The sequence below is a fragment of the Mesorhizobium sp. M0184 genome (assembly GCF_040322215.1).
Lineage (GTDB): Bacteria > Pseudomonadota > Alphaproteobacteria > Rhizobiales > Rhizobiaceae > Mesorhizobium.
The window spans coordinates 297,800-316,222 of sequence record NZ_JAMYSZ010000003.1; the positions used below are offsets into that span (position 1 = coordinate 297,800).

At 60.9% G+C, this 18,423-nt stretch carries 15 protein-coding genes; 8 read left to right on the forward strand and 7 right to left on the reverse strand.

Annotated elements, in window-relative coordinates; all coding sequences use genetic code 11:
• Positions 1–92 precede the first annotated feature (92 nt).
• On the forward strand, positions 93–2,018 hold the full coding sequence (gene asnB, locus NKJ23_RS06540; protein WP_352679236.1) for an asparagine synthase (glutamine-hydrolyzing): 1,926 nt from the start codon (positions 93–95) through the stop codon (positions 2,016–2,018).
• On the opposite strand, the gene NKJ23_RS06545 is transcribed toward asnB, so the two are convergent.
• Complete coding sequence (locus NKJ23_RS06545; RefSeq protein WP_352679239.1) at positions 1,992–3,110, reverse strand: glycosyltransferase family 4 protein; 1,119 nt, start codon at positions 3,108–3,110, stop codon at positions 1,992–1,994. The two genes, asnB and NKJ23_RS06545, sit on opposite strands and share 27 nt — an antisense overlap.
• Before the next feature lie 169 nt (positions 3,111–3,279).
• On the opposite strand from NKJ23_RS06545, the gene NKJ23_RS06550 reads away from it, so the two are divergent.
• Complete coding sequence (locus NKJ23_RS06550; RefSeq protein WP_352679242.1) at positions 3,280–4,719, forward strand: lipopolysaccharide biosynthesis protein; 1,440 nt, start codon at positions 3,280–3,282, stop codon at positions 4,717–4,719.
• Positions 4,720–4,763: 44 nt separating this feature from the next.
• Here the strand turns inward: NKJ23_RS06550 and NKJ23_RS06555 are convergent, their stop codons facing one another.
• From NKJ23_RS06555 to wecB, 3 genes are read right to left on the reverse strand one after another with little or no spacing between them, the layout of a single operon-like run.
• A complete protein-coding gene (locus tag NKJ23_RS06555) occupies positions 4,764–5,567 on the reverse strand; it encodes a WecB/TagA/CpsF family glycosyltransferase (protein ID WP_031211886.1) in 804 nt (267 codons plus the stop codon).
• Positions 5,564–6,895 carry a UDP-N-acetyl-D-mannosamine dehydrogenase gene (gene wecC / locus NKJ23_RS06560; protein ID WP_352679244.1) on the reverse strand — a complete coding sequence of 444 codons (1,332 nt, stop codon included), beginning with the start codon at positions 6,893–6,895 and terminating at the stop codon, positions 5,564–5,566. Before wecC ends, NKJ23_RS06555 begins: the two co-directional genes overlap by 4 nt.
• Positions 6,888–8,042: a non-hydrolyzing UDP-N-acetylglucosamine 2-epimerase gene (gene wecB, locus NKJ23_RS06565; protein ID WP_352679247.1), complete on the reverse strand. Its 1,155-nt coding sequence runs from the start codon at positions 8,040–8,042 to the stop codon at positions 6,888–6,890. The genes wecC and wecB overlap by 8 nt, the downstream gene beginning before the upstream one ends.
• 336 nt (positions 8,043–8,378) lie before the next feature.
• Here wecB and NKJ23_RS06570 point away from each other — a divergent pair, with 336 nt between their 5' ends.
• Complete coding sequence (locus tag NKJ23_RS06570; RefSeq protein WP_352679250.1) at positions 8,379–9,686, forward strand: glucosamine inositolphosphorylceramide transferase family protein; 1,308 nt, start codon at positions 8,379–8,381, stop codon at positions 9,684–9,686.
• A 19-nt stretch (positions 9,687–9,705) separates the two neighbouring features.
• Here the strand turns inward: NKJ23_RS06570 and NKJ23_RS06575 are convergent, their stop codons facing one another.
• Positions 9,706–10,983: a VpsF family polysaccharide biosynthesis protein gene (locus tag NKJ23_RS06575; protein ID WP_352679252.1), complete on the reverse strand. Its 1,278-nt coding sequence runs from the start codon at positions 10,981–10,983 to the stop codon at positions 9,706–9,708.
• A gap of 167 nt (positions 10,984–11,150) precedes the next feature.
• Between NKJ23_RS06575 and NKJ23_RS06580 the strand changes: the two genes are divergently transcribed.
• Both NKJ23_RS06580 and NKJ23_RS06585 read left to right on the forward strand, forming a co-directional pair.
• Positions 11,151–12,701 carry a GumC family protein gene (locus NKJ23_RS06580; RefSeq protein WP_352647583.1) on the forward strand — a complete coding sequence of 517 codons (1,551 nt, stop codon included), beginning with the start codon at positions 11,151–11,153 and terminating at the stop codon, positions 12,699–12,701.
• An 8-nt stretch (positions 12,702–12,709) separates the two neighbouring features.
• Complete coding sequence (locus tag NKJ23_RS06585; RefSeq protein ID WP_352569036.1) at positions 12,710–13,816, forward strand: glycosyltransferase; 1,107 nt, start codon at positions 12,710–12,712, stop codon at positions 13,814–13,816.
• A 94-nt stretch (positions 13,817–13,910) separates the two neighbouring features.
• Here NKJ23_RS06585 and NKJ23_RS06590 read toward each other — a convergent pair whose 3' ends face one another.
• Positions 13,911–14,771, reverse strand: coding sequence for an alpha/beta hydrolase (locus NKJ23_RS06590; protein ID WP_352679256.1), 861 nt, complete (start codon positions 14,769–14,771; stop codon positions 13,911–13,913).
• A gap of 238 nt (positions 14,772–15,009) precedes the next feature.
• Here NKJ23_RS06590 and minC point away from each other — a divergent pair, with 238 nt between their 5' ends.
• Genes minC through minE form a run of 3 tightly spaced genes read left to right on the forward strand, consistent with a single transcriptional unit; the run spans position 15,010 to position 16,833 of the window.
• Positions 15,010–15,729, forward strand: coding sequence for a septum site-determining protein MinC (gene minC / locus NKJ23_RS06595; RefSeq protein ID WP_352569034.1), 720 nt, complete (start codon positions 15,010–15,012; stop codon positions 15,727–15,729).
• A 19-nt stretch (positions 15,730–15,748) separates the two neighbouring features.
• The gene (gene minD, locus NKJ23_RS06600; RefSeq protein ID WP_352679259.1) at positions 15,749–16,564 is read left to right on the forward strand and encodes a septum site-determining protein MinD; all 816 of its coding nucleotides are present in this window, start codon (positions 15,749–15,751) and stop codon (positions 16,562–16,564) included.
• The gene (gene minE, locus NKJ23_RS06605; RefSeq protein ID WP_023677151.1) at positions 16,561–16,833 is read left to right on the forward strand and encodes a cell division topological specificity factor MinE; all 273 of its coding nucleotides are present in this window, start codon (positions 16,561–16,563) and stop codon (positions 16,831–16,833) included. The genes minD and minE overlap by 4 nt, the downstream gene beginning before the upstream one ends.
• Before the next feature lie 182 nt (positions 16,834–17,015).
• Here minE and NKJ23_RS06610 read toward each other — a convergent pair whose 3' ends face one another.
• Positions 17,016–18,335: an ABC transporter substrate-binding protein gene (locus tag NKJ23_RS06610; RefSeq protein ID WP_352679262.1), complete on the reverse strand. Its 1,320-nt coding sequence runs from the start codon at positions 18,333–18,335 to the stop codon at positions 17,016–17,018.
• Positions 18,336–18,423: the final 88 nt, after the last annotated feature.

Sequence of the window (18,423 nt, forward strand, 5' to 3'; positions counted from 1 at the left end):
GGCAGCTTTTCTCGCGGTTGGGTTGTGTTGGCACGAAGTGTTTAACACATTTGTTGTACTGAAGTGAGGAATGCGCGCGCCTAGGGGGAACGATGTGTGGAATTGCCGGATGGATCGGTCGAAGGGCTAAAAATCCACAAGAGCGGGCCGCCAGAATGTCAAACGCATTGCGGCATCGCGGTCCCGATGCCGAAGGCACCGAGATATTGGACCTGAATACCGGCGAGCAACAATTGGCATTGGTCCATCGCCGCCTGGCGATCATTGACCTGGCGCCCGAGTCAAATCAGCCGATGCAGATTGAGGACGGTCGTCTCAAAATAATTTTCAACGGAGAGATATATAACTACATCGAGTTGCGCCAGGAACTGATCGGCCTTGGCCATCATTTTCGAACGCGCTCCGATACCGAGGTGCTGCTCCGAGCCTACGATCAGTGGCGCTTGTCAATGTTCGACCGGCTGAGCGGCATGTTTGCCTTTGCACTCTGGGATGCTCAGAGGCAGGAATTGATCCTCGGCCGGGATCCCTTCGGGGAAAAGCCGCTTTACCTCATGCAAAGCGAAAGATTGCTGCTGTTTGCCTCGGAGATCAACGCATTGTTGTCGGCGCAGCAAGATGCGCAGCAACTCGATCTGGATGCCGTGGACGAGTATCTGAACTGGCGTTATGTGCCGGGACCACGCACGCTTTTTAAACAGATTCGCAAGCTCAATCCCGGAAGCTATGCTGTCTGGTCGCAGGGGGTAGTCAAGGAAACGCGTTACTATACGCCTCCGGACCAGGCGGCCCTGACCGAACGGATCGACCGAAAAACCGCCAAGCGGCGATTTCTGGAACTGCTCGACCATTCCGTCGAGATCAGGATGCGCAGCGATGCACCTTTTGGAGCCTTTCTCTCCGGAGGACTCGACTCCTCGGCTATCGTCGCCCTGATGGCCAGGCATAGCGCCACGCCCATTCGCACGTTTTCCGTCGGGTTCGACGAGGCAGCCTATAGCGAACTTGGATTCGCCCGGCGCGTTGCCGATCATTTCAAGACCGATCATTGCGAACTTGTCATCCAGCCAGGCGATCTGATGGATCACCTGCCCGCGATGGTTCGCCAACGCGGGGGACCTGTTTCGCAAAGCAGCGATATTCCAATTTACCTGATGTCGGAGCGCGCCTCGCAGGACATCAAGATGGTGCTCACCGGAGAAGGAGCCGACGAGCTTCTCGGCGGCTATCCCAAGCATCGCGCGGAATCACTGGCCGGGATCTACCAGTCGCTTGTTCCAGCCTCGCTGCACGATAACGTCCTTTCCCCTTTGGTACGCGCCATGCCGGGCGCGTCGGCCAAGGTCGATACGTTTGCCCGCACCGCGGGCGAAAGGGACTTTGCCGCCCGGATGGTCTCCTGGTTTGGAGCCGTTTCGGCGCAGCAGCGCGCTTGCCTGATCGGCGCGTCCGCAAATCGACGTTATGAGCGCAACGACTTTCCGTTCTCGTCAAGCGCTGCGGCCTCCCATCTTCGCCGCGTGCTGTTTTTCGATCAGACATCGTGGCTGCCTGACAATCTCCTGGAACGAGGCGACCACATGATGATGGCCGGTTCAATCGAAGGAAGAATGCCGTTCCTCGATCGCGACCTGGTTTCATTCGTCAGCAAATTGCCCGATCGCTACAGGCTGGGTTGGTTGCACAGCAAGCAGATCCTGCGCGACAGCATGGCCAATATCCTCCCGGAGGAAATTCTCAGCCGCCGCAAGGTCGGGTTCAAGGTACCGGTCGCCGAATGGTTTCGCGGATCGATGAGGAACTACGTGCATGACCATCTTTGCTCGCCTCACTCCGTCATCCGCAGCTATTTGAGCCCGAAACAGCTTGATCAAATCGTCTCGGAACACACCACGCGTGCTGCAGACCACGAAAAGCTGATATGGGCGCTGTTGAATTTGGAGATATTCCACCGCGAATTCAGGCTCGATGCGCCGCCGCGATCGTCGGCCTCAGCGCTTGACCGGTTGACGGCTTGACGCGGCCGACCGCCAGACATCGCAGATTGCGCCGACAAACGGGGCGAGCTCAAGCCGTTCCCGATGCACGGCCATGGCACCGGCACCAAGCTTTGCCCGCAGTGCCGGGTTCTCCACGAGGCGGCTCAGCGCCTCGGTCAACGCTGTAACATCACCTGGCGGCACCAGCAGCCCGGATTGCCCGTCGGTGATTATGTCTTCGACGGCGCCAACCGGGGTCGCCACCACCGCCAAACCGGCTGCCATGCCTTCGATCACCGACATCGGCAGATTTTCGGCGAAGGATGGAAGAACCAGAATATCGGCCGAAGAAATCAGCGATGCGACATCGTCCGGTCCCACCCAACCCGGAAAGGCGATCCGGTCTGCTATCCGCAGCGCGGCTGACTTTGCCCGTGCCGCCTCGACTTCGCCATCGCCGGCAATCGTGGCGCGCCAATTCTTGACAGAGCTCATGCGGTGCAGTGCCTCGAGCAATTGCGGTACGCCCTTGCGGTCGCCGATGCGGCCCAGGAACAGGATATGCACATGGTCGCCGCCGCCGACATGCGCCAGCGACGGGACTTCGGTCGCATTGGGCACGATCACGATATTGCCGGCTGCGCCCGGCGCCCGGCTGGCGACGAAATCGCGCCAAAGCCTGCCCAAAACGATCACCCGATCGGCATGCTCGAACAGAGCTTTGATACGGCGGCTTATGAAACCGCGGTCGGCTTTCCAGAATGTCTGATACTGCGCCCCGTGCAAATGCAGGACATAGGGTATCGACAGCAGCCGTGCGCAGGCGGCGATCACCATCTTGCGGTAGGTGCTGCCGGAAACTGAGATGTTGATATGAATGACATCGGCGCGTCCAGCCAGACGCGCTTTAAGCATCCGTAAGCAAAAACCGAGCATATAGAAGATCGAAAGTCCGACATGCCCCGGGCCACGACTGGCAAGGAAGCACACATCGATGTCGGCGATTTCTTGCCGTTCGAACTCCTGCTTCAGCGCCCCCATGATGCGGTCGATGCCGCCCTGCCCCGAAACGCCCGAGGGCGTCGCGACCAGGACATGTATTTTTCGATCGGATATGAGGCGCTGCAACATGATGGTACTCTAAATAACACGGTCCGGGTAACTGCAAAGCAAACGTTCCCGATAAGGTTTACGGCAAATCTTTTAGTTTAAACTGAATCTGTTCACCCTTCGGCGTCATCGGGCTGGATTTTCCGCCAGTCGGCGGCTAGTCGAAGGTGAGTTTTCCAGGGACACGCCCTTGCTGCTCCGTTCCACGCTCATTTATGCTCCGGCGATCCTGCTGACGCGAATTTCGGCTCTGCTCCTGCTGGTCGTCGTGACGCGTCTGATCGACCAGACCGAGTATGGCCTGCTCACCCTGGTGGTGACCGTCGGGGAAATGACCGACATTGCCGTCACCAACTGGCTGCGCATCGCCTTGCTCAGGCTTGGTGGCAAGGGCGAAGTCAGCCGCGGCAGCCTGATGCTGGCCGGGCAGGTGTTGCTTGCCACCACGGCACTGGCGCTGGTCATATCGGTAGGCGCGTCGGCGGTGATCGTGCCTGAACGCTGGGTCGAGTTCGCGATCGCAGTCTGCGGCTATCTGGTCGCCGGATCCATCAGCCGTTTCGCGTTGACGGTGCTGCAGATGCAGCAGCGCCATTCGGTCTATTCGATGCTCGAAGCCCTGCGTGCCCTGCTGCAACTGGCGTTACCGATCGGCGCTATCCTTGTCTTTCAGGATAGCTTTCTGACGGTGTCGCTCGGCTCGAGCCTCGGCGCCTTGATTGCCGGCATCGTGGCGGGCATCATGGCATCGCGACGGCTCGTTGCCGGTCCGCCGCGCTTCACCCACAGGGACTTCTTTGCGCTCGGTGTGCCGCTGATCATCATGGCGCTGGTTGGCTTCGGGCTCAACAGCGCGGAGCGTCTGTTCCTCAAGTTCTATTACGATGCCAGCGCCGTGGCGATCTTCGCCGCAGCCTATGCGCTGGCCCGCCAGCCGATCGATATGGTCGCCAACGCCATCAACATGGGCGCCTTTCCCGAGGTGGTTAGCCGGTTCGACGAGGATGGGCCCGCGGCATCGGGTCGGTTGCTGTCGCAGTTAATGGCCTTGATGATGCGGCTTTGCCTGCCGATTGCAGCGATGTTGGTCGCGCTCAGCAGCGATATCACCGAGCTCATGCTGCCCTCGCAATATCACGGCCGCTTCGGCCTGCTGTTTCCGATCATTGCCTTCAGCGTGCTGTGCGCCAACCTCACCAGCTTCGTCTATGGCGTCGTGGTGCACGCGCACAAGCGGCCGTGGCTGCTGATCATCGCCAATCTCTTCGGCTCGGTGGCAACAATCGCATTGTCCCTGCTGTTGATCCCCCCGATGGCGGAGATCGGCGCCGCTTTGGCGCTGGCGGGCGGATCGGTGGTGGGCTCCATAACCTGCATCATCATCAGCGAGCGGCTCACGCCGGTGCCGGTGCCGTGGCGCGACATCGGTGTTTCGGTGATCATCTCGCTCAGCACGGGGGTGGCCGCCAAGCTTGCCAGCATGGTGGCCGGCGATGTGCCGGCAATCTTCTCGCTTGTCGCCGGTGGCACCGCCGGCGCTGCGGTTTTCTTCGGGCTGACCTCGTTATTCCACCCTGCGGCAGCGACGCAATTCGTCGCCCAGCTGCGAGCGCGGCTACGGATCGCGTAAAGCGAAGTCCAGGGTCAACGCCTGTTTTGTGGGGGAACGCGAAACTATAAACCGGCGTTTCGGCGCCAGCGACGCTCCCAGAACTCTCGGCACAGCAGCCCTGCATAGGCAGTGTTGGTATCGTAGTAGCGGCGCCACAAGCGTCGCGGCTCCTGGACGACACGGAACAGCCACTCCAGGCCGGCCGCTTGTATCAGCTTCGGCGCACGGGCAACCTTGCCGCCATAGACGTCGAAACTGCCGCCTACGCCCATCACGAAGCTTGAGGCGAGTTCATCGCGGTAGCGTTTGAGAAAGCGTTCCTTGCGCGGTGTCGGCATGGCCACCAGCAGGCAGTCGGCGCCCGAGGCGTTGATCGCCGCGACGATCCCGGCCTCGTCCTCCGGCTTGAAATAGCCGTTGCGCATTCCCGCTATGACGAGGCTCGGATGGTCCTTGGCAAGTCTCACTACAACCGCGTCGAGAACGTGCTGTTCGGCCCCCAGCAGATACGGCCTGAATCCACGCTTCGCGCAGAGGCTCAGCAGATTGATCATGATGTCGACGCCCGCCACCCGCTCGGGCAGCGCGACGCCGCACAGACGTGCACCCCAAAGCACGCCGATGCCGTCGACATTGACCACGTCCGCCCCGGCCACGTCCTCGCGCAGCTCGGCATTCTGGCGCATGGTCACCAGTTTGGCGACGTTCACGACCACATGATGCAGCGGCCGCCCCAGGGTCATCGCCTCGTCGGCGATGGCCAGTGTCTCGGCCATGGTCAGCGCATGGATCGGTGCACCAAGGAACTCCCGGCGCCGTGATGCCAACAGGGAATGCTGCGCCCATGCCGGGGCGTGCGCGTTCATGCGGCCTGCTCCCTTGCAAGCGTCACTTGTGCGACCTCTGGTTTCTTGCCTTCGATGCGGGCGTCGGGCTTGCGTGCCTTGCGCCACGTCCACAGACCCCTCGTATCGACGAGCTTCTTGTCCTTGAGCGCTTCGGGGTCGACCAGATTGAACTGCCGATGGTCGACCAGGAGGACGACGATATCGGACTTGTCGATGGCCGAAAGTGCGTCGGTGAACACGATGCCCCTACCCTCGAGCTCATGCGGCAGCGCATTTGTGTTGGGTTCAGCCGCAATGATCTTCACATTGGGGATATCGGACAGAAGTTTCACCACCTCGACGGCCGGGCTCTCGCGCAAATCGTCGATGTTGGCTTTGAAGCTGAGGCCAAGACAGGCGATCGTCTGTTTGCGGGAGGGATCGAGCAAGGCCTCGATATCCCTGACCACCGACATGGGCCGTTCGGAATTGATCCGGCGTGCCGAAGCCATCAGCCGCGTGCTGTTGGGTGCGGCGTCGATGATAAAATATGGATCGACCGCAATGCAGTGACCGCCGACGCCCGGGCTCGGCTGGAGGATGTTCACGCGAGGGTGCCGATTGGCGAGATCGATCACTTCCCAGACATTGAGCGACAGATCCTGGCACACTGCAGCAAGCTCGTTGGCGAAGGCGATGTTGACGTCGCGGAACGCGTTCTCGGTCAGTTTCACCAGCTCAGCACTTTCGGCCGTCGTCATGAACAGGTCGCCGGTGACGAAGGTTGAATAGAGTGCCGCCGTCCGTTCCGACGATTTGCGGGACAGCCCGCCGATCGAGCGATCGTTGTTGATCAGCTCGGTCAGCACCTTTCCCGGCAGCACACGCTCGGGCGAATAGGCGACCAGCACATCGGCGTCTTCGCCATGCTGGACAGGAAATTTGAGATCAGGCCGCAGCTCGGCAAGCAGCCCGGTCATGATACGCGTTGTTCCCACCGGCGATGTCGATTCCAACACCACAAGGTCTCCCCGCTTCAGCACCGGGGCGATGCTTCGTGCCGCCGCGAGCACGTAGGTCACGTCCGGCTTATGGTCGTGGGTCATCGGGGTCGGCACGGCGATGATATAGGCGTCCGCCGGCTGCGGCGTGCTGTAGGCCATGAGCTTGCCGTTCGCGACGACCTTCTGAATCAGGCCGTCAAGGTCCGGCTCGACGATGTGGATTTCGCCGCGGTTGACCTTCTCGACCACCGCTCCGTTGACGTCGACGCCAATGACGTTGAGCCCGCGGCTGGCGAAAATGGCGCAGGTCGGCAGGCCGATATAGCCCATGCCGATTACGGAAACGGTTCTTATTTCAGCCATGATGCAGCAGTTCCTCAACAATCCGGTTACTGGCCCGGCCATCGCCATATGGGTTGTGTCGTTCCGCCATGCCGAGATAGGCAGCCCGATCGTCGAGCAGGCGATTGGCGTTGAACAGGATTTTCTCGACATCGGTCCCGACAAGACGGGCGGTGCCGGCCACGATCCCCTCGGGTCGCTCGGTATTTTCGCGCATCACCAGCACCGGCTTGCCGAGCGAAGGCGCTTCTTCCTGCACGCCGCCGCTATCGGTAAGCACCAGATAGCTCTGCTTCTGCAGGTACAGGAACGGCAAATAGTCCTGCGGCTCGACCAGATGAATGTTCGGCACGCCTTCCAGCTCTGCGCTGACCACCGAGCGCACATTGGGGTTTGGATGGACAGGGTAGACAATCTGCACGTCTCCGCGCGCCGCCAATCCCTTCAACGCCGTACAGATGCGCTGGATGCCGCCGTCGAAATTCTCGCGGCGATGACCGGTGACGAGGATCATTTTCTTGGAAGGGTCAAGGAAAGGGAAGCGGGCAGCGAGCTTCGCGTTCATCAGCCTGTCGGCATCGATCGCGCTTGAAAAATGCAACAGCGTGTCGATCACCGTGTTGCCGGTCACGAAGATCGTGCTTTCGGCCTTTCCTTCGGCGATGAGGTTGTCGCGCGCCTGAACGGTCGGCGCAAAATGCCAGGTGGCGATGTCGCCGGCAATCTTGCGGTTCAGTTCTTCAGGAAACGGCGAGTTGATGTTGTGGCTGCGCAATCCTGCTTCGACATGAGCGACCGGGATGCGCTTGTAGAAGGCAGCCAGGGCCGCGGCCATCGCCGTGGTGGTGTCGCCCTGCACCATGACGATATCGGGCTTCGCCTTGTCCAGCACCTCGGCCATGCCCAGGAGCACGCGCGAGGTCACATCGAACAGCGACTGGCCGGGCTGCATGATGTTGAGATCGTGATGCACAGGCAGGCCGGTCAGCTCGACAACCTGATCGACCATTTCACGATGCTGAGCGGTTATGCATATTTCGGTGATGAAGCCTGGATGAGCAAGGGCGGCACGCGCCACTGGAAAGCATTTGAGTGCCTCCGGCCTCGTGCCGAACACGATCAGCAGTTTCTGCCCGGACGGCAGTTTTGGACGTGAAAGGACGTTCATTGCTGATCCTGATCGCCTGCAGCCTTCGGGACATGCCGACTATTGCCCGCAAGAGCCATAATAGCGCCGGGAAGCGCCTTCGTGATCTCAATTCTTAATATATGATTAACAACCAAGGCCGCGTTCTCCCGGCTTAACTCTTGTGAAAGGTTGGGCTGACAAGTAGTCTACGGTAGTAGTCTTGAAAAAGAATATATTGGATTGACTAATATTTTAATCATCGGCCACGCCGACGCATCCCGGCGCTGGGAAAATGAGCTTCTGGCGCGGTTGAGTGCGGCTGGACATGCGGTTTCGAGTAGCCGCGCGCCGACGCCTGAACCCAATGCGCGCGGAATGGATAATGTGCTGGCGCTCGAGGGCCGGCGCTTCGGCCCCTCACTGGCAAGCCGTTCCGAGCCGTTGCGATCCGGCGATACCGGCCCAGTCGATCTTATAGTCGATCTTACCGCTACCGCCGCACGACGGGGCACGCCTGTCCTGACGCTCGAATTTTGCGGCCACAGCAGCTTTGCCGCGGGCATGACCGAGATGCTGGCGAGCAGGCGGTTGCCTGAACTCACCGCGCGCCTCGACGGCGTTGCCGTCGCCAGGGCGCGGCCGATGATCAGCGACCGGTTGTGGCTGTCCCGGATCAGCAACGACCTGCTCGCCGGCGCCATCTCCCTGATTGCCCAATGTGTCGCCCGCTTTTTCGCGGGCAAACTTGCGCCGATTATTGAGAGCCCGGCGCCGCCCCTGCAGAAAGGCAGATTTATCAGGCACTATCTGCCCTTTTTCAGCAGGGGGTTGGTCGACCGCGCCGTGCAAAAACTGCGACGTGGTCGGCGCCCCTTCTATTGGCAGGTTGCTTACCGGCTGATCGACGGTCCAGGCGTCGCCGAAACCGGACAGCTGGATGGCAAGCCGTTCACCGTGCTTGCCGATGACGGGCAGCGATTCTACGCCGATCCGTTCGTCCTCGAGCGCGACGGCCGCCACTATCTTTTTGTTGAGGACTTTCCCTACGCCACCGGCCGCGGCGTGATTTCTGTCGCCGAACTTGGCACCGACGGCACTTTCGGCGTGCCGAAAGTGGTGCTGGAGGAAGCGCATCACCTGTCATATCCGCAGGTGTTCGCTCACTCCGGCGAGATTTTCATGATCCCTGAAAGCGCTACGGCGCGAGAACTGGTGCTCTACCGTGCCGTGCAGTTTCCGGATCGCTGGGTACGCGATACGGTGCTGATGACGGACAGGGATTTCAACGACGCCACGCTGCTTGAATCCGACGGCCGCTTCTGGCTGTTGGGGACTGAGCGGTTCGGTCACGGCAGCGCATCCGACACGATGGCCGTCTATTCCGCTCCGGCGCTGCGTGGACCCTGGGCTGCGCACGCGCTCAATCCGGTCGCCGTCGATCACTCGGCCACTCGGCCCGGCGGCGCCTTTATCCGCCAGGACGGCTCGCTGCTGCTGCCGGTGCAAAACGGCTCGAGAGCCTATGGTGGCGGCCTCGGCTTGATGCGGCTGGATCGGCTTGACGATTTCGACGTCCGTTTTGAACTGCCCCGCCCCATCGAGCCGGGGCCGGCATGGGCTCGGGCGGGCATCCACACGCTCAATCGCGCCGGCCGTGTCGAGGTCGTGGACAGCGCCGGCTGAGCGGATCCGAGGCCCGTGCTTAACGGATCTCAGTCGGCTTCAATGCAGCGACCGAAGACTGGTCCCTGTAGGCAAGCAGCAACACCACGATGATCGTCATGTCCGGCGTTTTTGACGAAAGCGCGTTGTTTGACAGCGCGGCAAGCAAGAACGTTATGGTGCCGATCCATGCCGGCAGCGGCGCCCCGCGCAGCAGCCGGAAGACGAACCAGAATATCAGCGCTGTAAACAGCAGGGCTATGGGCAGGCCGAAGAGCAAGATAATTACCACCGGCGCGCTTTCGATGTAGGGCAGATGCAGCTTCTGCCGGACGATCGCCAGCAGGTCGTCAACGTTCATGCCGAACAGGATGTCGTTCCAGCTGACCAGTCCGAACACCTGATAAATGGTCACCCGGGCCATGAAGTTTTCGTCGAAGATGGTGTTGCTGAACCGATTCAGCAGACCGCCCGCAAACAGTACCGCTACGAGCACCGCGCCACCCGTCACGGTGAACATCAGCACGACAAATTTGGCCTGCCGCTCATATTTGAGCGACAGGCCCGGCCAAGGCACGAACAGCAGCAGAATGAGGATTTCGCCGGTGGCGAGCATCAGCGCGGCGCGAGCGCCCGATGCAGCGCAACCGATGAACAACAGGAAGATCGCCATCACCCGCGCCCATATGCGCCAGTGCGTCAGCGGCACGAATCCGATGGTTGTGGCGCAGAGCGCGCCCAGTGCCAGCGGATGGGCCGACAGGCCAGTTGGCCTGAATTGCAGTTCGTTCAACCCATAGGGCAACAGCCGATGTTGAGTCACCGCCTCGATGGTGCCGATGACAGCGCTCAGGATCGCCATTCCAAGCACGACGTCCCCCAGCGCCCGCCGCACCTCTGCATTCAATGCCAGCATCAACAGGCCTGTGGCGCCGGCCACCAGATAGGTATCGATGATGAACCCGGAGGAGCCCGCACGGCCGGTAACGAACAGATAGGGCACCAGCGCGAACATCAGCACCGAATAGCGGATCAACGCCTTGAATATTCCAATTTCGTCGCCGTGCAGCAGAAACGGCCGGCTGAAAAGAACGATAGGAAGCAGCAGGATGATCGCATAGGTGCCGAAATGCAGCTTTTCGTAGAACGAGCCTCCCTGGGCCGTATAGTCGACGACCATGTTCATCACTTGCGGCGACACCGTAAAGCGAAGCAGGAGCGCGAACGCTGCGCATAGGAAAAACAGCAGCGACAGCGCGTTGTGACGGCGCGCTCGACCGGACAACACTCGTTCCGAAGCGGCAGCGGGATAGCTCATGGCCCATCCAAATGGCGATATTCGAACGGCATTCTGGGCGACGAAATCCCTTCAGCGTCCGCCAAGCGGACCGTGTGAACGGCAAAATGGGCCAACTTGGAAAATAAGATGTTAACGATGTTTCTGTAGAGCAGGCCAAGCGTAATGATTTAACAAGGGTTGTCACCATGTCTGCCGGTTCCGGCACACCCCCTATCTCCGCGACGGCTTCCAATAACAGTGCATTCGAGCGCATCGCCAATGCACGGCGCAGGGCATTGCTGCAACAGCATGGCCCAGTCGCGGCGCTAAGCTCCGCGCCGGTGACGCCGCAACCTCCAGAGCCTGTCGCGACTGTGACCCTGGACAAGATCGGCGATTTCCTCGAGCTCGATTTTCGACGCCTGTTCGTGTGGCTGCGGGCCGGCCTCGCCCTGGCCTTCATGCTGGCGGTAATCGGGGGCATTGTCGGTGGCGCGTATGCATTGCTGAGCAAGCAGCGTTACACCGTCACGACCGAGGTTCTCATCAACCCATCCAATTTGCAGGTTGTGGAAAACGACCTCTACTCGCAACCGGGCCAGGTCGATAGCCAACTGCTCAGCACGCGCAGCAAGCAGCGCATCCTGACCTCGGGCAACGTGCTTTCCCGTGTGGTGGACGAACTGAATCTGACTCACGATCCGGAGTTTTTCGATCCGGACCGGAGCACATCCTCATCTGGCGCTGTGGCGAAGCCCGACCCGAGGCTCATCGCCTTGAAGAACCTGGCGGACCGGGTAGACGCCATCGCGGACCCGACCTCGTTTGTCACAACCCTCTCGGTATCTGCGGAAACCACCGCCAAGGCGATCCTGATCTCGCAGGCCATAGTCAAAAACTTCCAGGAAGAACTGGCCAAGGCCGAAGCTGCCGGCGCCAGCCGTGCCGCGGCTGCCCTTGACAGCCGGCTTGGCCAACTCAAGAGCGACGTGCAGGCAGCCGAAGAGAAGGTCGAGAGCTACAGGCGCAGCCACAACCTGTCATCCAGCAATGGCCAGCTCGTCAGTTCGCAGACGCTGACGCAGCTCAACGGCGAAATCGTCGATGCGCAATCGCGCGTGATCGCCGCGCAGGCAAGTTACGACGCCCTGGTTGCCTCCGGTATCAATGGAGCCAATCCCGACCCCACGGTTTCGGAAGCGCTCGCAGCGCTGCGCGACAGGTCAAACAGCCTGCGGCAGCAGATCGATTCACAGTCGATGACATTCGGTCCTCGCCACCCGACGATTGTCAGGCTCCGGACAGAACTCGAGACCGTCAACTCGCAACTCCGGGCCGAGTTCTCCCGCACCATCGGCACGGCAAAGGCCAGCCTGGACAAGGCCAGGGCCTCGTTGGCTTCTCTCAACGCCAGGATGAACGATCTGAAGAGCAATGTTTTCACCGACAGCGAGTCCGAAGTCGCCCTGCGTGAACTTGAACGCGATGCCGCCTCGAAGAGAGCCGTCTATGAGAGCTTCCTGTCACGTGCGCGCCAAATCAGCGAGCGCGAGCAGATCGACACCACAAACGTACAGGTGATTTCGACCGCGGTGCCCCCGCCAGCGCGCTCATGGCCCCCGCGCACTGTCCTGGTGGCAGGCGCAGGAGCGTTCGCAGGCTTTGCCCTGGGCATGCTGCTGGCCATCGGGATGGGCATCATCCGGGACATGCGCCGGCCGCCGAACCGATCAGGCCTTGCCGCCGGCCGAGCCTGAAGCAAGGCATGGTGAAGCGCATCGTTTTCCACATCGCCAGCCTGAGGGGCGGCGGCGCCGAGCGTGTCTTCGTCCTGATGGCAAATGAACTGGCGTCGCGTGGCCACGAGGTCACGCTTTTTACCTGGAACGCGCAAGGCCCTAACGCCGCGCTGCGTTCCGCTGCCGTGCATCTGGTCGACTTCGGCCTTCTCTTGCGCGGCGAGGGTTACGCCAAGTCGGCGACGCTGAAAGGCATAGTGCGAAGCGCAAATTTGTTCCGCCGCCTTGATCCTGATGCGGTCTATAGCGCCCCGGAATTCGCCAATCTGGTGATGGCGCTGTCACTCATGTTGGCCAGAAGCCGGGCAAAATTCTTTCCAAGTTTCCATGCCGCCGCCTCGCTGCCTGCCAGCGGCCTCGGCGCGAGGCTGGCGATCTGGCTTTCCGCGCTGGTTGCAGCGCGTGCAACCAAAGCCATCGCCGTTTCAGCGGGTGTCGGCCGTGACATCATCGCCCGCGGCTTTCCCGAATCCAAGGTCGTCGTCATTAACAACCCGCTGCCGCCGGCTGAAGCACCGCAGGGGAATTCTTATGCCTGGCAGGCAGCATTGGCGGCGATGGGCGATGTGCCGGTCATTGCCACCGCCGGGCGCCTGGTACCGGTCAAGGACCACCGGACTTTGCTGCGGGCCTTCGCTGCCTTGCGCGCCGGCCGCCCCGCCCGGCTTGTTATCTTCGGCGAAGGTCCGCTGGCTGCCGAATTGCACGCCTATGCCGAAGAGACCGGCATAGACGGGGACGTGCTCTTTGCCGGCTATGTCAACGATCCCGCGGCTTGCTATGCCGCGGCTGATCTGTTCGTTCTGTCATCGACCAGCGAGGGCTTCGGCAATGTGCTGGTCGAGGCCATGGCCGCCGGTGTCCCGGTAATCTCCACCGATGCTCCGCATGGCCCGCGCGAAATACTCGGTGACGGCCGCTTCGGCACCTTGGTGCCGGTCGGTGACGCCGCGGCCCTGGCGAAGGCGATGGCCGAGATGCTGGACCACCCCACCCCTGCTGCCGTGCTGAAAAACAGGGCGGCGGATTTCACAGTCGACAAGATTGGCGATCAATACGAAGCGTTGCTCTAGTCATTACGCACTGCCAGTAGATCGCGGTGGGATGCGGTCGACGTGGTCGGGCTTTGATTGCGATAATCTCTTTACGGGCTGGGGCGCAACGAATTTATCGTGAGACATTCCCTCGTTCCTTGAGTTGTTGGGCGAGGAAATCCTTGACCGAATCGAGAACCGCATCCCGTTCATGAGATACGCCTGGCAGCAAATCGAAGCGCACGCGCGCCCCCGCCTCCTCGAACGATCGACACAATGCCATGAGGCGTTCCGGCCGTGTCCGCCCCGCATCGTTGGCGCCCGGCATCCAATGGGTGCTGCCTTGGACATGAGTGATTTCCCAAGTCTCCAGGTCAGCGTCGCCGACGATCATCTGGAAAGGCACTTTTGCCAGCGCTGCGGCATCGAAGGTGATGCCGAACTTCTCCGGCAGATCGCGAATGCCCACCCACCAGTCACGCGTCGGATCGAGCAAGGTCACCGAGCCTGGCGCGCCGATTGAGGCCGCCCAGAGCCTGTCGGGATGCAGAATAGCAAAACGATGCGTGAAATGCCCGCCGCCGGAAAATCCGAACATGGCAAAGCGGCTCCAATCCTGACTGTATTTGGCGCTGACCTCCTCAACCATGGCGAGCAGCACCTGATCGTAGCGTATGTTGCCCTCGAGCAAATATTTGTATCCGCTGCGGGCATCATCCCCGAGAACGCCGATTGGAAACAGCGGACACAAAACGGCGCAGCCGTTCCAGCGTCCGAACTCGGAAAACGCATCGCGGAATCCAAGAAAAGAGGTGCGGCCGGTGCCATGGACAGCGACCATCAGATCGACTTTGGCCCCTTCCCCAACCGCGGGAGGCACATACAGGCAATAGTGAAAGCGCGGGTCTGATTTGGAAGCAAAGATGGCGGTCGCGGCAAGGTCATAGGTAGCGCGACCGCGATCCGCGACAGGCCCCCTGGCAACGCTTGTCAAATCGATAACTCCTTAATAGGCCCGGCATTCCGGCAACAATATACCGGTCGGCCGACCGCGTGAACTGGAGGCGCCTCCAGGCAGCCGCGAGGAGGACCTCGTCGTGCATCGGAAGCAGGGCGCCGGCGGGGCGATCAGGGGCAAAAAGAATGCCTCCGCCAACGCCTCGGGAAGCCGCCATTAACTTTTCGTTAACCATGCCGGGCTAGCCTTAACCAATCAGTAAGGACTCGCCTCTGTGACCTGCGTCGCTCCCATCCAAAACAAGTCCATACGCTTTCGAGCGCGCTCGTTTGTAGCCTTCACCCTCACCCCTGAGGCCCCGCTAGGGGAATGGCTGCAAAGCCTCGATCACTGGACCGAAAACTCTCCCGGCTTCTTTGCCGGCCGCCCGGTCGTGCTCGATCTGAATATACTCAAGCCCGAGGTGGGCGAGATGCGGGATCTGGTCTCACAGCTCGCGGAGCGCGGGATTCGCATTTACGCGATCGAGGCCGATGGCAATGTTGCTCTCGGTGCCGATCTGCCGCCGCTCCTCGTTGGCGCCAAGGAGGCCACCGCCGACGCGCTTTACGTGCAGCCGGACCCGAAGGCCGCAGCTGAGGCCAAGACGGAAGAGCCGCAGGCGCCGAACTCATTGATGATCAAGGCACCGATCCGCTCCGGCCAGTCGATCTTTCATCCCGATGGCGATGTGGTCATTGTCGGCTCCGTCAGTTCCGGTTCCGAGATCATCGCCGGAGGATCGATCCACGTCTACGGCACGCTGCGTGGACGTGCGTTCGCCGGCGCCACGGGAAATTCCGCGGCTCGCATCTTTTGCCGGAAAAACGAAGCCGAACTTCTGGCGGTGGACGGCTGGTACCGCACTGCCGAGGAGATGGACGCCTCCTCGCGAGGAAGGCCGGTACAGGCCTTTCTCGAGGACGGCGCACTTTGCGTCGCACCGCTCAACTAACAACATTGGAGGCACAAATATGGGCAAGGTAGTGGTTGTCACATCCGGCAAAGGGGGTGTCGGCAAGACGACCTCGACGGCCGCTCTCGGCGCCGCGGTCGCGAAAACCGGCAAGCGGGTGGCTCTCGTCGATTTCGACGTCGGCCTGCGCAACCTCGATCTGATCATGGGTGCCGAGCGGCGCGTTGTTTTCGATATCGTCAACGTCATTCAGGGAACCGCCAAGCTTTCGCAGGCGCTGATCCGTGACAAGCGACTCGAAACGCTGTTCCTGCTGCCGGCCTCGCAAACGCGCGACAAGGATGCTCTCACCGAGGAAGGCGTCGCCGACGTCATCGACAAGCTGCGCTCCGTTTTCGACTACGTCTTCTGCGACAGCCCGGCCGGCATAGAGCGGGGCGCGCAACTTGCCATGCGCTTTGCCGACGAGGCGGTAATCGTCACCAACCCGGAAGTGAGCTCGGTCCGCGATTCCGATCGCATCATCGGCCTGCTCGACTCCAGAACGATGAAAGCCGAGCACGGTGAATCGATTGTCAAACACGTCCTCGTCACGCGCTACGATGCTGCGCGCGCTGCCCGCGGCGAGATGCTGAGCATCGATGACGTGCTCGAGATCCTGTCGACGCCCTTGCTGGGAATAATTCCCGAGAGCCAGGACGTGCTGCGCGCATCCAATGTGGGCGCGCCGGTTACGCTCAGCGAAAACACTAACCCCGCCGCACGCGCCTATATCGACGCGGCAAGAAGACTCGAGGGCGAGGACCTGCCGGTCATTCTGCCTTTCGAACGGAGGGGCCTCCTCGACCGGCTGTTGGGAAGGAGGGCAGCATGAACCTGCTCGATATCTTCAAGCGCCGCGGCAGCGCGCCGGTGGCGCGCGAGCGCTTGCAACTGCTGTTGGCCTACGAGCGTCGAAGCCGCAACCAGCCCGATCTCGTCTCGGTGTTGCGCGAGGAGATCATGGCGGTGATCGCCCGGCATGTTCAGGTCGACCAGGATTTCCTGCAGGTGAGCATGGATCACGGCGAAACGACGTCGAGATTGGAGATCGACATCCAGATCCCCAACAAGGTCGCAATGCCCATGGCCGCGGCGTTCTAACGGAATCCTCCGGCCAGGGCTTGCGTCGGCTGCTGCCGAGGTTGCGGCGCCGTGGTTGGCGTGTTTGACCCGGTCGCCACCGGCAAGTTCTCGCAATTCGAGGACAATAACCACTCCCTCACCAAAACCCCGCGGCCGTTTCCAGCCGCGGGGGCCTTGGGAGGGCCTTTCGAAACCCGTGATCAAATGTTGGCGAGCAATTCGTTGACGCGGCTTTCCATGTCGGCAAGCGCGGTATCGACGTCCTTCTGGCCACTGATTGCTGCACTCATCTCTTCGCCGATAATGTCCTGGATCGCAAACTGACGCTGTACGGCGGACGGCAGCGGCTTGCCGAGATCAGCGACCGCAGAGATCGTGTTGCGATGCGGCAGTGCCTTGAAAGCGTCCGAGGTGATGACGGCCTTGTAGGCCGGCAAGTGGCCGGTGCGCGACCATTCGAAGTCGTTGTCGGCGAAGAACTTCAGGAATTTACCGATAGCCGCGATCTGTTCAGGCGTGCGGTCTTTCTGCGAAACGGCCCAGGTGTGGCCGTCGGCATATTGCGCATGGGCGCCGCCAAACAGCTGCGGATACGGATAGACCGCATAGCCGCCCTTGTTGAGCGCCGTACCCTTGGTCTCGGACTGGGCGTTGTAATCGCCGACCACCCAGGTGCCGTTAAGGTGGACGCCACCCTCGCCGGCAAGGAAGGCGTTGATCGAGCCGCCATAATCGAGATCCTCGGTGGTGTAGCCCTTCTCGAAGATCGCCTTGTACATCTCGACGACCTTCTTGGCTTCCGGCGTATTCAACTTCACGTGCTTCGGATCGGCAAAGAAATCGGAATCCTGCTGGAAAAGATAGGTGTAGAGGTTGCGTGTGTAGAGTGCAGTCTCATTGGTCAGGTTCTGGACGAAATAAGGCTTGCCCGTCTTCTGCTTGAACTGTTCGGCCTGGGCGAGCAGTTCCTCGGGCGACTTTGGAAAAATCGGCGTGCCGTCGGCATTGACGAGGCCGGCTCGTTTGAAAAGATCCATGTTGACGTGATAGAGCATCGTCCAGCTGTCGATCGGCAGGCCATAGACCTTGCCGTCTTTGGTGGCGCCATTGCGTGCCGCGTCGGTGAAGGCGTCGGGTGTCACGCCGACCGACTTCAAGAGATCGTCGAGCGGCATCAACAGGCCCTTCGACTGATAATCCGACAGTACGGATTCATGGATCGTGACGATGTCCGGAGCGTCGCCTGAAGCGAACTGCGCGGTCAGCTGATCATAGCCGGGCCATTCCACGGTGGTGACGTTGACATGGACATCGGGATTGTCGGCGTTGAACTTGTTGATTAGCGAGGTGATGATGCCACATTCGCCAACGGCCTTGGTGGCATCGGTGTTGGTGCCGAAATCGGCATCGCAGGCGCCGAAAAAGCGCTGCACGCTCAGCTCCGTGGCCGCGAAGCTTGGACTTGCGAGCATCATTGCGCCCGCAGAGACTGCGGCAAACAGTATTTTCTTCAGTTTCATATCAGTTCCTCCTACTGAGTTTCCGCCGCTCCACCCTGGATTGGCTTTCGTGCTTCAATTGCTGCGCATTCCCCCGGCCGTCAGGCAA